This is a genomic window from Dehalococcoidia bacterium (assembly GCA_030018455.1).
Taxonomy (GTDB): domain Bacteria; phylum Chloroflexota; class Dehalococcoidia; order DSTF01; family JALHUB01; genus JASEFU01.
On the sequence record JASEFU010000001.1, the window covers coordinates 67,525 to 82,374 of the forward strand.

14 protein-coding genes and 3 tRNA genes are annotated in these 14,850 nt (G+C 65.9%); 3 read left to right on the forward strand and 14 right to left on the reverse strand.

From position 1 onward, the window contains the following. Window positions 1-27 precede the first annotated feature (27 nt). Window positions 28-618: a hypothetical protein gene (locus QME71_00325; protein MDI6856756.1), complete on the forward strand. Its 591-nt coding sequence runs from the start codon at window positions 28-30 to the stop codon at window positions 616-618. 4 nt (window positions 619-622) lie between these two features. Here QME71_00325 and QME71_00330 read toward each other — a convergent pair whose 3' ends face one another. The 12 genes from QME71_00330 to QME71_00385 form a co-directional block, all read right to left on the reverse strand. Next, window positions 623-1,678, reverse strand: coding sequence for a GntG family PLP-dependent aldolase (locus QME71_00330; protein ID MDI6856757.1), 1,056 nt, complete (start codon window positions 1,676-1,678; stop codon window positions 623-625). A gap of 90 nt (window positions 1,679-1,768) precedes the next feature. Further along, window positions 1,769-1,845, reverse strand: a tRNA-Glu gene (locus QME71_00335). Between the two features lie 36 nt (window positions 1,846-1,881). After that, entirely contained in the window at window positions 1,882-2,112 is a 231-nt protein-coding gene (locus tag QME71_00340) for a winged helix-turn-helix domain-containing protein (GenBank protein MDI6856758.1), read from the reverse strand. A gap of 4 nt (window positions 2,113-2,116) precedes the next feature. Continuing rightward, entirely contained in the window at window positions 2,117-2,764 is a 648-nt protein-coding gene (locus QME71_00345; protein MDI6856759.1) for a peroxiredoxin, read from the reverse strand. A gap of 37 nt (window positions 2,765-2,801) precedes the next feature. Continuing rightward, window positions 2,802-2,875 (reverse strand) — tRNA-Gln (locus QME71_00350). Between the two features lie 124 nt (window positions 2,876-2,999). Beyond that, entirely contained in the window at window positions 3,000-4,469 is a 1,470-nt protein-coding gene (gltX, locus tag QME71_00355; protein MDI6856760.1) for a glutamate--tRNA ligase, read from the reverse strand. A 48-nt stretch (window positions 4,470-4,517) separates the two neighbouring features. Then, window positions 4,518-4,886, reverse strand: a complete 369-nt coding sequence (locus QME71_00360) for a hypothetical protein (protein ID MDI6856761.1) — start codon at window positions 4,884-4,886, stop codon at window positions 4,518-4,520. Window positions 4,887-4,974: 88 nt separating this feature from the next. Continuing rightward, complete coding sequence (locus tag QME71_00365; GenBank protein MDI6856762.1) at window positions 4,975-5,916, reverse strand: RluA family pseudouridine synthase; 942 nt, start codon at window positions 5,914-5,916, stop codon at window positions 4,975-4,977. Next, window positions 5,892-6,410 (reverse strand): signal peptidase II, encoded by a 519-nt coding sequence (gene lspA, locus QME71_00370; protein MDI6856763.1) that lies wholly within the window; start codon window positions 6,408-6,410, stop codon window positions 5,892-5,894. The genes QME71_00365 and lspA overlap by 25 nt, the downstream gene beginning before the upstream one ends. A 131-nt stretch (window positions 6,411-6,541) precedes the next feature. Continuing rightward, window positions 6,542-7,768, reverse strand: coding sequence for a thiolase family protein (locus tag QME71_00375; GenBank protein ID MDI6856764.1), 1,227 nt, complete (start codon window positions 7,766-7,768; stop codon window positions 6,542-6,544). A 94-nt stretch (window positions 7,769-7,862) separates the two neighbouring features. Then, the gene (locus tag QME71_00380; GenBank protein ID MDI6856765.1) at window positions 7,863-10,223 is read right to left on the reverse strand and encodes a glycoside hydrolase family 3 N-terminal domain-containing protein; all 2,361 of its coding nucleotides are present in this window, start codon (window positions 10,221-10,223) and stop codon (window positions 7,863-7,865) included. A 131-nt stretch (window positions 10,224-10,354) separates the two neighbouring features. Continuing rightward, window positions 10,355-11,767 (reverse strand): NAD(P)/FAD-dependent oxidoreductase, encoded by a 1,413-nt coding sequence (locus QME71_00385; protein ID MDI6856766.1) that lies wholly within the window; start codon window positions 11,765-11,767, stop codon window positions 10,355-10,357. 233 nt (window positions 11,768-12,000) lie between these two features. Here QME71_00385 and QME71_00390 point away from each other — a divergent pair, with 233 nt between their 5' ends. Then, window positions 12,001-12,630 carry a hypothetical protein gene (locus tag QME71_00390; GenBank protein ID MDI6856767.1) on the forward strand — a complete coding sequence of 210 codons (630 nt, stop codon included), beginning with the start codon at window positions 12,001-12,003 and terminating at the stop codon, window positions 12,628-12,630. Between the two features lie 113 nt (window positions 12,631-12,743). After that, window positions 12,744-13,868, forward strand: a complete 1,125-nt coding sequence (locus tag QME71_00395) for a CapA family protein (GenBank protein MDI6856768.1) — start codon at window positions 12,744-12,746, stop codon at window positions 13,866-13,868. Window positions 13,869-13,910: 42 nt separating this feature from the next. Here the strand turns inward: QME71_00395 and QME71_00400 are convergent. Together QME71_00400 and QME71_00405 are read right to left on the reverse strand one after the other, a co-directional pair. Continuing rightward, window positions 13,911-13,986, reverse strand: a tRNA-Glu gene (locus QME71_00400). An 86-nt stretch (window positions 13,987-14,072) separates the two neighbouring features. After that, the gene (locus QME71_00405; GenBank protein MDI6856769.1) at window positions 14,073-14,621 is read right to left on the reverse strand and encodes a hypothetical protein; all 549 of its coding nucleotides are present in this window, start codon (window positions 14,619-14,621) and stop codon (window positions 14,073-14,075) included. Window positions 14,622-14,850: the final 229 nt, after the last annotated feature.

The following is a 14,850-nucleotide window of genomic DNA, read 5'->3' on the forward strand; positions in this document are numbered from 1 at the left end:
CTAGGATCGCGGTCGGGGTCTCGATACGTGGTCCTTCACCTTCTGCTCGTGCGCCTGAAAGCGCGGGACCGTCACGAAAACGGGGAAGCGCTCGTCTCCCGATTCCTGCGCCTTCAACACGCCTGCGAAGTGTTGCGCCTCGGCTGCGTCGTTGGCAGCCGCGCCGGCTCCACGCACGATCTCGCGCTCTTCGCCTACCTCGCGGACGCCGCCGCCCTCGAGCGCTTCGGCACCGACGCCCGCTACATGCGGTTTCTTCAGCAGTCCTTCCTGCCTGCCGTCGGCGATTTCGTGACCATGGACATCGTCATCGACGACGGCCCGCTGCCGGAGAACCGACCATCCGCTCTTTGCTTCTGCCTCAACGTCGCGCCGGCCACCTACGACTGGCAGGTGCGCTCGCTCCTCGAGAGGTTCATCGCCGCGCCGGGCGCGTCCGCGGCATCGCTGGGAATGGCGCTGAACGACCGCCAGCCGTACAGGGCAGGGGGTGTGGTGTATGCGCCGAAGGGGCAGATCGAGGCGTTTGCGGAGATGTTTCGGGAGCTGGCGGCTGAGGCCGTTGTCACCGGCGCAGTATCGGTTGCGGGCGGGCTGACCCTTCAGGCAACCGGCTGACGTTTCACTGTGCCGCCTGTCCCGCTTTCAATTGCTCGCGCGCCACTTTTTCGACAACCGTGAGCGCCTGCTCAATGTCCTCGCGGTCGACACCGTAGTGGGTGACCATCCGCACGCGGTCGGGCCCGACCGGCAACGCCAAGACTCCTCGCTCCGAAAGCGCCGTGAGAAAATCCCGCATCTCCCACCGCTCGTCGATCGAGAAGATCACGATGTTTGTAGGCGCGCGGGCGGGATCGATCGAAATGCCTTCAATAGACGAAAGCCCTTCGGCCAGCGCGCGTGCGTTCTCGTGGTCCTCCGCCAGCCGGTCGACCATCTTTTCAAGCGCGACGATGCCGGCCGCGCCCAGGATGCCGACCTGACGCATGGCGCCGCCGACCCATCGCCGCGACTGCCGCGCCCGCACGATGAACTCGCCACTGCCGCAGAGGACGGAGCCCACCGGCGCCGATAGCCCTTTCGACAAGCAGAACATCACCGAGTCCGCTTCTCTCGCCAGCTCGGCGGCAGGCACACCGAGCGCGACGGCGGCGTTGAATATGCGGGCTCCATCCAGATGCAGGGGGACGCCACGCTCGTGCGCCACCTCCGCCACCCGGGCCGTGTACTCGGCGCTCAAGGGGACGCCGCCGCAGCGCATGTGTGTGTTCTCCAGGCAAACGAGGGTAATGGGCGGGCCCTGGCTCTCCCACAGGACCTTGTCAAGCTCCGCGACGTCGATGCGCCCGTCCTCGTCGTTCGGCAGCTCACGCATATCGACGCCGACGAGGTGGCTTATCCCCTCGCCTTCGTAGTAGTGGATGTGGGCCTCGCTCCCGACAATTATGCGATCGTCGGCCTCGCAATGCGTCAGCACGGCCACGAGGTTGCCCATCGTCCCGCTGGCGACGAAAAGAGCGTCTTCTTTGCCCAGCTTTTCGGCGGCGATGCTCTCCAACCGCTTTATCGTCGGGTCCTCATGGTGGACGTCATCACCGACTTCCGCCCTGTACATCGCTTCGCGCATCTCTTGAGTGGGGAGCGTCACCGTGTCGCTGCGAAGGTCGATCGTCTTCACAGTTGCCTCCTCGGGCTTGCGCAACGTCTCATCGCCCACATTATAGATGCAAGAAGGCAGGAGTTCATCTCCTGCCTTTCGCGTTCTGTATGGTAGCGCATGCGGGATTCGAACCCGCGATCTCCGCCTTGAGAGGGCGGTGTCCTGGGCCGCTAGACGAATGCGCCGAACCTATTATCGTTGAACCCGCGCTGCGGCGCAACCTACTGCGCGTCTTGCAGGCTCTCAGCGCCCTTCGCCGTCAGCTCGTACCGCTCGCCCGCCACTTCGACGAGCCCGGCGTAGGAAAGCTCCCGCAGCCCGCTCCGAACACGGAAAAGTGACATGTTGGTCTTTTCGGCGACCTCTTCGGGCGAACGGGGGCCTTCCTTCAGGGCGCTCAGCATCGCCCTTCCCGATGCCGTCGGCTTGCCTTCAGGCGTAACGCATGCCACGGCGTCACACCTTCTTCCGACACAGGTACCAGTCTGTGCAGTCGTAGCCCTCGGTGAGCCGTTCCTCCGCGCCTTCCTGCGTCAGCGGCGGCGGGACGATCACGGGGTCGCCGGGGCGCCAGTTGGCCGGCGTCGCCACGTTGTGCTCGTCCGTCGTTTGCAGAGCATCGATCAGTCGCACGATCTCGTCCATGTTCCGCCCCGCGCTCAGCGGGTAATACAGCATCGCCCGTACTATCTGGTTAGGGTCGATGATGAAAACGCAGCGCACGGCCTCGGTGTTGCTCTGATCGGGGTGGATCATGCCGTAGGCGTTTGCCACCACTTTGTTCAGATCGGCGATGATGGGGTACTGGATTTTCACGCCGGTCTTCTCCTCAATGTTGCGCAACCAGGCAATATGCGAAAAGACGCTGTCGATGCTGAGCCCGAGCAGGTCGACGCCGCGCTTCTGCAGCTCGTCGTATATCTCGGCGAAAGCGATGAACTCGGTTGTGCATACGGGCGTGAAATCGGCGGGGTGTGAGAAAAGGACAAGCCAACGGCCGCGAAAATCGTCAAGAGTGAGGGTTCCCTGCGTGGTCTGCGCTACGAAGTCGGGTGCGGGGCCGCCGAGCCGCGGCAGGCCGATTGTCTCACCCACCTCTACCATTCGGCACCTCCCTGTGAATCGGCTGCGTAGAAAGAATTGGCTGGGGAGGGAGGATTCGAACCCCCGCATACGGATCCAGAGTCCGCTGTCCTACCTCTAGACGACTCCCCAACCGAACCTCATTCTATCATGGGGTTCTCAGGGCGTAAACAGAGACGAATACGGCGGGAGCACGCCTGAGCTGCGCGCGCCGGGCGGCACAGCGCGAAACGATGTGCGCCGGGATATCGTGCCCTTAGCCGTGCAGCCGGCCGAGCGCGTCTTCCAGCCGCGCCAGCGACCGCTCGCGGCCCAGCACCTCCATCGTCTCGAAGAGGGGAGGCGTCGCCGTGCGGCCCGTCACCGCCACACGCACCAGCATGAAGAGATCGCCTGTCTTGAGCGACAGCTCCTCCGCCAGCGGTCGCAGCGCGCCTTCCAGCGCCTCGTGCCGCCAGTCCTCGATGCCGCTCACACGCTTGACTACCGCATCCAGGACGCGCGCCGCCTCTTCCGGCTTGCCCGCGAACCGCTTCCCCAGTAGCGTGTCGAGGCCGTGGTCAAGCGTCCCCTCGACGAAGAAGAAGCCCAGCAGGTCGACGGCTTCGTCGAGGCGCCGCATGCGCTCCTGGGCCAGCGGCACGAGCCGCATCACGAAGCCGGCGTCGAGCGGCCGTGGCGCCTCCGGCGGCAGGTCGCGCTCCAGTCGCTCCTTCAGAAGCTCGCCGAAGCGCTCCGGCGAAAGCTCGCGCATGTACACGCCGTTCATCCACGTCAGCTTGTCCACGTCGAAGATCGCCGGATTCTTCACCACGCGCTCGAGGCTGAAGTAGCGGATGAACTGCTCGCGCGAGATGATCTCCGTCCGGTCGTCCAGCGACCACCCGAGCAGCCCGAGGAAGTTGAACATCGCCTCCGGTAGGTAGCCCTGCCTCTCGTAGTCGAGTATCGACACGGCGCCGTGGCGCTTGCTCAGCTTCGCGCGGTCCTTTCCTAGCAGCATCGGCAGATGGCCGAACAGCGGCGGCTGCCAGCCCAGCGCGTCGTAGATCAGCAGGTGGCGCGGCGTGCTGGGGAGCCACTCGTCGGCGCGCAGCACGTGCGATATCTCCATCAAGTGGTCGTCGACGACGCTCGCGAGGTGATACGTTGGAAAGCCGTCCGACTTCAGGAGCACGAAATCGTCCAGCGTTTCGTTCTCGAAACTCACGTGCTCGCGTATGAGGTCGAAGAACGACGTCTGCCCGGAGAGCGGCGTCTTGAACCGCACGACGGCGGCCAGCCCCTCGGCCTCCCGTTGCTCGCGCTGTTCGGGCGTTAGATTCCGGCAGAAGCGGTCGTAGCGCGGAGGCTCCTTGCGACGCGTCTGCTCCGCCCGCACCTTCTCCAGCCGCTCCGGCGAGCAGTAGCAGCGGTATGCCATTCCCCTCTCGATAAGCTCCCGCGACGCGCGGTCGTAGTGCTCCAGCCGCTGCGACTGGAAGTACGGTCCGTAAGGCCCTTCCACGTCCGGCCCTTCGTCCCAATCGAGGCCGAGCCAGCGCAGTCCCCGCAGTATGGCGTCGAGCGCGCCCGGAACGATGCGCGCCTGATCGGTGTCTTCGATGCGCAGCACGAACTTGCCCCCTTCGTGGCGCGCAAAGAGCCAGTTGAAGAGGGCGGTGCGGATGTTCCCCACGTGGGGAACGCCGGTGGGACTTGGCGCAAACCGAACGCGGACGGTCAAAGACTAGACCCTGAAACCCTTCGAATACATTCTACATCTTCCGCGAGGCTACTTCAGGAAGCGGGCCGGCACCCGCATCACGCCGAGCAGACCCATCACCACCATCGTCACCAGCGATATCGCCGTCAGCACGCCCGAAAGGGCGAAGGGCCTCTCTTCCGCGTACCCGACGAAGCCCATGTTGATGAAATCGGAAAGCTCTTCCCGGAGCCCTTCCCACCCCAGAGCGATGACCAGGACAACCATCGCCGCGACCGTCAGGAGCGCGAACGACAGCGTGAAGCCGGCGATCACCAGCTCCCACCGGCCCGGCTCCGACCCCCCGCCCGCAGTGCGCCAGCGGTTGGCGTAGTAGTTGATGAGGCCCGGCACGACCACAAACGCGCTGAGGATAATAACGAACAGCAGCAGGTCCATCAGCCACCTCCGTGTGACCTGAAACTTGAGGACATAGCGGCGGGCGCCGCCTCGGTCGCGACAATTCTAGTCGAAGGCAGGCCGAGCCTCAAGACGGGCGGGAAGGCGCTGCTCGCGCCAGACGAAGCGCCTGCTCCAGGTCATCCGGCAGCGGCGATTCTAGCTCCATGCGCCGCCCGTCGACGGGATGACGAAAGGCGAGCCGGTACGCGTGCAGGAACTGACGCGCGACGAGCGAAGAGGGGCGCCCGTAAACGGCATCCCCGACGACAGGGTGCCCGATAGCGGCGAGATGCACTCGTATCTGGTGCGTTCGCCCCGTCGAAGGCGCCACCTCGAGCAGCGTGTAGCCGCCGATGCGCTCGCGCTTGCGATAGCGCGTGATCGCCTCGCGCCCGCCTGCGACAATCGCCATCCGCTTTCGGTTGCGCGGGTCTCGCCCGATGGCCCCCTCGATGACTCCTTCCGGCGGCTCGACATCTCCCTTCACCAGCGCCAGATAGCCCTTCTCGACTTGCCGCTCCTTCAACTGGCGCGACATCCCCTCGTGGGCGAGGTCGTTCTTCGCCACCAGCAGTAGCCCGGAGGTGTCCCTGTCGAGCCGGTGGACGATCCCGGGGCGCAGCCTGCCGCCGATCCCCGAGAGATCGGGGCTATGGGCGAGGAGGGCATTCACCAAAGTGTTGCGCGCGCGGCCGGCGCCGGGGTGGACGGCCATGCCGGCGGGCTTGTCGACGACGATGATGTCGACGTCCTCGTGGATGATTCGCAACGGGAGAGGCTGCGGCTCCGCCTCAATTGGTTGGGGCGGCGGCACGCGAACCTCTACGTCGTCGCCTGCTTCGACGAGCAGCGACGGTCTGGCGGAACGTCCGTTCACCGTCACTTCCAGCTCGCGAATGAGACGCTGGGCCTGCGAGCGGGAAACGCCGGGGCAGTGACGGGCAACGAAGACATCGAGGCGCTCGCCTCCGCCCTCTGCGACGATGCGAAAGACGCGCTCCTTCAAGCTCCCTTCTTCCGCTGCCATACCGTCTCGTTGAAGACGAAGAAGACTACTATGGTGCTTACGCCGATGACGATAGCCGAATCAGCTACGTTGAACGCAGGCCAGCAACGAAAATCGATGAAGTCGGTCACTTCGCCCAGGCGGATGCGGTCCGTCAGGTTGCCGATGGCCCCTCCCAGTTGCAGGCCGAGGGCGGTGCGCAGTAGCCCGTGCTCCATCGGCGGGTATAGGTAGTACAGGAGGATCGCCCCGAGGCCGAGGAGCGTGGTCGCTGTGAGGAAGAGGGTCTGACCCTGCAGAATACCGAAGGCGGCGCCGCTGTTTGCGACGTGGACGATGCGCACGAACCCCTCATCGGGATAGGCCTCCCCCAGGGCGAGGTTGGCGCGCACGATTGCCTTCGTGAGCTGGTCAAGGGCGAAGACGGCTCCCACGACGAGAAAGAAGAGGGCGTCGCGGCGCAACCGCAGCCAGGGCCGGCTCCGCTCCACCGAACCACCGCTCTCTGTCGTCACGCTGCTTTCAGTCACGTATGCGAAGCCTGCCCCGCGCTTCCGAATCGATTCGCGATCATGATAGCACACAACAGGAGGCGGCGCTGCGGGCTGCCGGGGGCAGCGAAGCGGAAATAACAGGAGCTGGGGAACTATAGTGAAAGGATGTGCACGGATGCGGCCGCCGCCTCGCCGCGCACCATGCCGCCGCCGTTTTCCGTCAGCCCCACCTTGGCGCCCTCGACCTGGCGGTCGCCGGCCTCGCCGCGCAGTTGCAGGAACAGCTCGTAGAGCTGGGCAACGCCCGTAGCGCCGACAGGATGTCCTTTCGCGAGCAGCCCGCCGCTCGTATTCACGGGAATCCGGCCGCCGAGCTCTGTTGCCCCCTCATCGATGAGGCGGGCCCCTTCGCCGGGCGCGCAGAAGCCCAGCTCCTCGTAGATCAGCAGCTCCGCCGGGGCCGTCGCGTCGTGCACCTCCGCCACATCGACGTCCCCCGGCCCGATACCCGCCATCTCGTACGCGGCGCGCGCCACCCGCTCGGTGATCCCGGGCGGACGCTGATCGGTGCCGGAGGCAACCGCCGAGCCGCGGACCCAGACGGGCTTCGTCGTGTACTGGAACACCTTCTCTTTGGCGACGAGCACGGCGGCGGAAGCGCCGTCGCCGATGGGGGCGCACATCAGCCGCGTGAGGGGCTCGGCGACCAGAGGCGAAGCCAGTATCTCTTCGAGTGTGTACACTTCGCGGTACTGGGCGTGCGGGTTGAGGCTACCGTTGTAGTGGTTCTTCACCGCCACCTTACCAAAGTGCTCTTTTGTCACGCCGTAGCGCTCCATGTGCTGGCGGGCGCCCGCAGCGTAGATGTCCATGAACACGCTGCGCGACTTCCCGGGCTCGCCGACGGCTCCTGGCGCCGCCTTCGCAGCCTTCTCCGCCTGCTCCTTCATGTAGGCGAGCATCTGCTGCGCCAGCTCGACGTCCGTACCCGCCGTGAAAAGCGAGAAGACCTTCGCCTTGTCCTCGCTGTACATCTTTTCCATGCCCACCGCCAGCGCGATGTCGTACATGCCGGAAGCGACGTAGAGCCACGCGAGCTGGAAGGCGGTGGAGGAGCTTGCGCATGCGTTCTCGGTGTTGATCATCGGTATGCCCTGGATCCCCATGTCGCGCAGCACCACCTGCGCCCGCACGCACTCCTGGCCCTGTCCCAGCCCGGCGGCGGCATTGCCCACGACCGCGACCTGCGGCACCGACTTGTCCATCCCGCAGGAATCAAGCGCGGCCGTAACCGCCTCGCGCGTGAGGCTCTTCAGGTTGCGGTCCAGGTACTTTCCAAAGCGCGTCATCCCCGCGCCGACGATGGCGACATCCCTCATTTCTCACTCCTTTTCAGACGGTAACCGGGCCTAGGTCTATCTGGGTCTATCTCTAAGTTAGCCCTCGGTTATGTATACGGCAAGCGATGCGCTCTCAGACTACGTCGACGCCCGTGGGCGCGACCTCGCCCCCTCGCACCGGCCGCCGCGCGCCCCCGATCCGAAAGCGGCCCATCAACCGTATGTCCTCCGACGAGCTGCCCACCATCACTTCCACGTCTCCCGGCTCGACCACGAACTCCATCGCCCGGTCATAGAACGCGAGCGCACGCGGGTCGACGCGGAAGGTCACCGTGCGCGTCTCTCCCGGCGCGAGGGCCAGCCGCTTGAACCCGGCAAGCTGTTTGACGGGCCGCGTCACCGTGGCGACTACGTCCCGCAGGTAGAGCTGCACGACCTCCTCGCCCGCCCGAATGCCGCTGTTCGTTATGTCCACACTGATCGCGACCCTCCCGTCCGGGGCGACCACTTCCGGACTCACCTTCAGCCCGCTGTATTCGAACGACGTGTAGCTCAGGCCGTGCCCGAAGGCGTACAGCGGCGATACCGGCAAGTCCACGTAGTCGCCCTGCCACATCGTGCGACCCCCGGACGGCTTGTGCCCATAGTAGACCGGAACCTGCCCGACGGAGCGGGGAAACGTGATGGGCAGCTTCCCTCCCGGCGCCGTCTCGCCGAAGAGGACGCGGGCGACAGCGTTTCCGCCCTCCTCGCCGGGCAGCCAGGCGACGAGCACCGCCGCCACGTTCTCTGCTATCCACGGGACCGCGGCCGGGCGCCCGACGGTGAGGACGACGACGACGGGCCGCCCTGTGGCCGCTACCGCCTCGATCAGCGCCTGCTGCGCGCCCGGCAGCCCCAGATCGGCGCGGTCGCTCGACTCGCCGCTGGTGCAGCCGCGAACGAGACCCGACCTGTCGCCAACGCAAACGACCGCGACCTCGGCGCGAAGGGTGGCCTCCACCGCCGCGGCGAAACCCGCCGTCGAGGGGTCGAGCACATCACAGCCCTTCGCGTGGAAGACCTCCGCATCCGGCGCGATATTGCGGATGCCCTGCAATATCGACACCATCGGCACGAAATGCTGCGACAGATCGGGCGGCGCAGCGTCGGGGCGCGGCTCGGCGCCGGCTGCCGCGGGCGCAAACGTTATTTCCAGGTGGGACGGGTAGTGATAGTCGCCCTGCATCAGGCGAATGTCGTCGGCGCTGGGGCCGATGACCGCGATCCGCTTGAGCGAGCGGCTCAGCGGCAGGAGACCGCCTTCGTTCTTGAGCAGCACGATCGACTTCTCGGCGACGCGAAGCGCCAGTTGCCGCTGCTCCGTCGTATCGAAGACGGCGGCCGCGGACGGGGCATGCACGTACGGGTCTTCGAAGAGGCCGAGCCGGAACTTCATGCGCAGCACCCGCGCGACCGACCGGTCGATGAGCGACATCGCGATCCGGCCCTGTTCCAGCGCCTCCCGAAGCGGCCCGCCATAATAACGCAGCTCCGGCAACTCAACGTCGATTCCGGCTTCGAGCGCCAGCGCCGCCGCCTCCGGCTTTGAATCCGTCAGGTGGTGGTAGTGCACCAACATGGGAAGCGTGGTGTAGTCGCTGACGACGACGCCCTCGAAGCCGAGCTCATCGCGTAGGAGCGCTTCGAGAAGCTCGCGCGAGGCGCCGCAGGGGACGCCGTCGAGCTCGTGGTACGCGTTCATCATCGACCCGAGGCGCGCCTCCCGTATCGCCGCCTCGAAAGGGGCCGCGTATACTTCCAGCAACTCCCGCCGGGGGATATGCGCGGGCGCCCAGTTGAGGCCCCCTTCTGAGGCGCCGTAGCCGATGAAGTGCTTTCCCGTGGCGACGACACCGCTCTTCCAGTCGTCGCCCTGGAGTCCCTTCACATAGGCGACCCCAATGCGTGATATGAGGTGCGGGTCTTCGCCGAACGTCTCCTCCGTCCGCCCCCAGCGGGGGTCGCGCACGACATCGAGGACGGGCGCCAGCGCCTGGTGCGCCCCCACCGACCGCATCTGGAGCCGGATGACGGACGTCATTTCCTCGATGAGCTCCGGCTCCCAGGTGGCCGCCAGCCCGATCGCCTGGGGGAAGCAGGTGGCGTCGCGGGCTGTGTAGCCGGCGCAGCTTTCCTCGTGGACTATTGCCGGGATACCGAGACGCGTTTGCTCACGGAGAAACCGCTGGATCTCATTCGCCAGCTGCGCCGTTTCCTCGGGACGCAGCGTCGTCGCGCCGCCGATGCGCGTTATGTGCCCGATCCCGTGGCCGATCAGCTCCCGCGCCTTTGCTTCCGCGAACGAACCGTCCTCCAGCAGCGACGTCGACCACGCTGCCCCCAGTTGCGCCACCTTCTCATCGAGGGTCATCCGGCCCAGCAAGTCGGCGACCCTTTCGGCCAGCGGCCTGCGGGCATCCTTGTATGCGGGTAAGCCTTTCGTTCCCTTCATGGGCAGTGCCTCGAGGTGGGAGAATCGGCCTGAGGGTATCATCGGGCGGCGCGAATCCGCAACAAGAACGCCGCCGTAAACCGGCGACGCGCCTGCCATGTTCAATCCGAGACGCTATCGAATGGCGCGCCCTAGGCGGCCCGCTCCTTCTTTGCCGGCCGCGCGTCCTCGGGATGCGGCACGGGCTGCATCTCAAGGCGGGCGGTATCGAGCCCGTACAATATGCCGACCGCCCAGTCGAGGGCGACCATTACCCGGTTGCGTACGCTGGCGATCTTCATCAGGTGGATGCCGCGCCATACGGCCCAGCCCAGGATGCCCTCGAACAGGAAGGGGCCGATCTCTGCCGCGCCCGCAAGGCCGCCCAGCGAGATCACGTTTCCCTTCGAGCGGAACCGGAAAGGCTTCTGAGGCCGTCCCCTGATGGACCGCACCACGTTCTCCGCGGCGGCTTTGCCCTCTTCCTCTGCCGACTGGGCGAGGAGCGGCACCGGCTCGCGTGTGCGAGGGTCTTCGATGTGGGCGTTGTCACCCACGGCGTACACACCTGGCCGTCCCTGTACCTGAAGAAACTGGTCTACCAGGAGCCCGCCGCTGGAGCCGTGTGGAGCATCAAGCGAAGTGACCAGGTCGGGAGCGCGAACACCCGTCGCCCAGATCATCGTTCTCGTCGCCAGTCTTCTTCCGTCCGCGAGCAACAACTGGTCGGGCAGGACCTCGGCGGGCCGCGTGTTCAGCCAGACCTCGACCCCTGATTCCCTCAGCTTCGTGAGCGCGGCCTTCGCCATCCGTTCGCCCATGTGGCCGAGTAGCCTTCCCGCAAGCTCGACGACGACCACCCGCGCTTCGTCCATGCTCAGCAAGGGGTAGTCCGATGGTATCACCTTGCGCAGGAAGTCCATCAGTGCGGCGGCTGCCTCAACACCCGTCGAGCCGCCGCCGACTATCACGAACGTGAGCAGCCTGCGCCTTTCCTGCGCCTCCCGCGTCTGCACGGCCTCCTCCAGCATATCGATGACGTGGTTGCGGATCGCCAGCCCGTCCTCGATCCACTTCAGAGGGAGGGCGTGCCGCTGCGCGCTCTCGTTGCCGAAGAAATTGGTGGCGGAACCGAGAGCGATGATCAGGTAGTCGTAGTGTTCTTCATCGCCGTCGAGAAGCACGCGGCAACGCTCGAAATCGATCCCCTGCACCGTCGCGCGCCGGAACTCGATGCCGCGGCGTCCCGCGTACTGCCGCAGCGGGCTCGCCACCTCATACGGGTCGAGCGCCCACGTGGCGACCTCGTACAGCAGGGGCGTGAAAAGATGGTCGTTGTGCCGGTCGATCAGCCGGACGTGAGCGTGGTCGCCAAGACGCCGGTGCAGCGTGCGGACGGCGGAGAGGCCGCCGAAACCCGCCCCCAGGACGACGATCCGCGGCCAAGCGTTGGGAGCCTCGATCCGCCGCCGATCGCGCAGGACAAAGCGGACAAAGCCTACCACGGCAAGAATCGCCAGGAAAGCGAGCCCCGCAGCTTTCATCGCTGTGCGCACGAGCGACATCTCTTTTCACCTGCGCCCGCCATCGAGGTGGCAACAGTCTCTTGTCGCGGCCGGTGTCCACGCCGCCATATTCAATATAGACGCCTTCCATGAAGAAGCCATGAAGGGGCGCACATCCGGCATGAACAGGACGTGAAAGGCTTTTCCGCCCGTTTCGACGGCAGTCGGGCTCGCGTCACACCTTTTCTCGCGGCAGGACAGTCCGACAATTACTGTGGGGGTACGCCAACACGATGACCGGAACGAGGCCGATACGAGCAGCGCTCGCGGGAGCGCTCGTAGCCTCCGTCGTCGGTCTCGCCTCAACTCTTCTCCTACCCTCGGCCGCTGCCGCCGCATGCGCCGGCTTCGCCGCGCTGGCATGTGCCATCGCGTCCGCGCTTACGTGGCGCCGTCATTCCGCGGCCGGCGACGGGCTGGTGGAAAAGGCCGCGAAGGAGGCGGAGACGGGACGCAAGCTCGTTATCTACGAGCGGACGACGGGGCTGTTCGCGTACTGGTACATGGCGATGAGGACGGAAGAGGAATGCGCCCGCGCCACCCGCTACGAGATGCCCTTCGCCCTCGCCGTCGTCGAGCCCGCGACCGGCTCCAACGAATGGGCCCTGCACGGCCTGCTCAGCGACTGGCTGCAGGCCAACACGAGGGCGACCGACCTCGCGGGCTACGCCGGTAACGGACGCTTTCTCGTGCTGATGGTCCAGACGAATGAAGCGGCGGCTGTGGCCGTCCTGGAGCGGCTCAGAAGCCAGATCGCCAACGTGGAGGCGGGCATAAGCGTCTTCCCCACCGACGGCGCCTCCTTCGCGGAGCTGTACGCCACAGCTCAGAGCCGGCTCGCCGGTCTGACTGAGGCAGCCTGAGGGCTATCTGCAACGCTATTTCAATCGCCGTTTTGCCTCCTGAAAGCCCTGCGCCAACGGCTGGCGCGTAGAGTAGAGCAAGAGTAAGGCTGCCGGAAGAAGGAGACCGCACTTTGGGCAATGGCAATGGTTTCCTGAGGACTATTCTCCTGCTGTTGGCGGTAGCTGTCCTGCCGGCGGCGTGCCGCTCGCACGAAGAACCCCGCAAGGAGGAACAGGCCCAAGCGTTCGAGCGGCAGGAGCGGCAGGAAGTCGCTCACCCGCCGGAGTCCGAGCCCGAGCCTGTCATACGGCTCCTCTTCACCGGCGATATCATTCTCGCCCGCTGCGTCTACCAGCAACAGGCTCTGCGGAACGATTTCACGTCCGTCTTCTCCGACCTGGCGCCCCTCCTTCGCGACGCGGACATCACCATCGGCAGCCTCGACTCTCCGCTGTCGGATGCCGGGCGGCCGATCGGGTGCACTCCCACGTTCAACCTTCTGGCGCCCGCCCGTAGCGTCGAAGGCCTGGCGCACGCCGGCTTCGATGTCCTCACCGTCGCGGGCAATCACGCGAAGGACTGCGGAGGCGGCGCTCCCTCATGCGACCAGGCGCTCCTCGACACGGTCTCGAACCTCACTCGGGCAGGCATCGCGAGCGCGGGCGGCGGCGCGAATCTGGCAGAGGCGAGGGCGCCGGCCGTGGTGTCGGTAAGAGGCGTCGATTTCGCGTTCCTGGGCTACGACGATATCGCCCCCTACTATCACGCCTTCGACGGGGCGCCCGGCACAGCGCCCCTGCAAGAGGCGTACCTGACCGAAGACATCGCCGCCGCAAAGGCGCAGGCGGACGTCGTGATCGTCCTGCCACATTGGGGCGTGGAATACACCGCCACGCCGACCGAGCGGCAGGTCCGCCTGGCGAGGCTCGCCATCGAGGCAAGAGCGTCGCTGGTCGTGGGCAATCACCCCCACTGGGTCCAGGCGAGCGAAAGCGGCGCCGACGGGTTCGTCGCTTACGCTCTCGGCAACTTCGTCTTCGATCAGGACTGGTCGCTGCAGACCCAGCAGGGGGCAATCCTGGAGGCAACGTTCCAGGGCGCGCAGCTCGTCGAAACGCGGTTCCTGCCGGTGCGCATTGGGGAGGGCTATCGTCCCGCTCTCGCCGAACGGGAGGAGGCGGCGCAGATCCTGGCGAGAATCGAAGAGGCGTCGCGCCTGCTGCCCCGGCCCGCTCTCACGAGGCTCGGCCGCTAGCGGGCGCGCTCTCCCACAGCGCACGTGTCTCAGGAATGCTGCTGGTGCCCCCAGGGGAAATCGAATCCCCGTTTCCACCTTGAAAGGGTGGCGTCCTAGGCCACTAGACGATGGGGGCCACCTGATTAGTCTAGCACCTGCCTGGACGCCCCGCAAATAGAGCGCCCGGGCAGGTGCCAGATTGTCTTTCCGTTCAGTCTGTCGCTATTCGGACAGCAGCTCCAGGTCGGCGCAGGCAGGCTCGTTCTCGAAAGCGTCCTGGTACTCCTGCGGAAGTTCACCGACGCCCGCGAAGGCCGTCTGCATCTCTTCCAGCTCCGGCATCAGTTCCTCCAGCGCCCCCATAGCCTCGTCCAGCGGCTTGTCGAGCACGTCTCCAAGCTTGCCGAACAGCTCCGACGCCTGTGAAAGGGCCGATACCATACTGTCGTGCCATTCCTCGACTTCGGCGGGAGGGTCGATGTCGTCGAGGTCGTTCGACAGGTCTTCGAGGACCGGCCGTGCCTCGTCTATGGCTTCGCGCAACTGTTCCGGGTCCTCGAAATCGCTGCCCTCCATCAGCCGGTCGAGCTCGTTGAAGCGGTCGCCCAGGGTCTCGCATACCTGCTTCGCGTACTCGTCCGGGCTCTCTGCCGCTCCGCCGCCGCCGCCGTTCCCGTCGTCATCACCGCCGCAGCCGCTCATTAGGGTCACCGCAACCAGCAGGCTTACGACGACTGCTCCTGCCAGCCCCGGCCACTTGCCGATCTTCACGATTTGCTGCTCCTTCCTGCTCTGTTGAACATCCGGCCTCCAGCCTGGAGGACGCCGGGAGCGTCCTCGCGCCAACTATAGGTGGGGCCGGCTGTTCAGTCTAGATATGCCGTACTCTCTTATCGGCAAGAAGGCCGTTCCGGCGTAGTGCGTCCGCTTCCGGGTCCCCCGATCGGCAGACGCGACGTGACACCGTGTTGCCCGTGCGCGGCCGAACTCGACGGCGGCC

What these genes read in the sequence shown, in the direction of transcription:
- QME71_00345 (MDI6856759.1), bottom strand. Translation starts at nt 2,764, where the DNA reads ATGGTAGAGGTGGGTGAGACAATCGGCCTGCCGCGGCTCGGCGGCCCC.
- QME71_00360 (MDI6856761.1), bottom strand. Translation starts at nt 4,886, where the DNA reads ATGGACCTGCTGCTGTTCGTTATTATCCTCAGCGCGTTTGTGGTCGTG.
- QME71_00365 (MDI6856762.1), bottom strand. Translation starts at nt 5,916, where the DNA reads ATGGCAGCGGAAGAAGGGAGCTTGAAGGAGCGCGTCTTTCGCATCGTC.
- QME71_00375 (MDI6856764.1), bottom strand. Translation starts at nt 7,768, where the DNA reads ATGAGGGATGTCGCCATCGTCGGCGCGGGGATGACGCGCTTTGGAAAG.
- QME71_00380 (MDI6856765.1), bottom strand. Translation starts at nt 10,223, where the DNA reads ATGAAGGGAACGAAAGGCTTACCCGCATACAAGGATGCCCGCAGGCCG.
- QME71_00385 (MDI6856766.1), bottom strand. Translation starts at nt 11,767, where the DNA reads ATGTCGCTCGTGCGCACAGCGATGAAAGCTGCGGGGCTCGCTTTCCTG.
- QME71_00390 (MDI6856767.1), top strand. Translation starts at nt 12,001, where the DNA reads ATGACCGGAACGAGGCCGATACGAGCAGCGCTCGCGGGAGCGCTCGTA.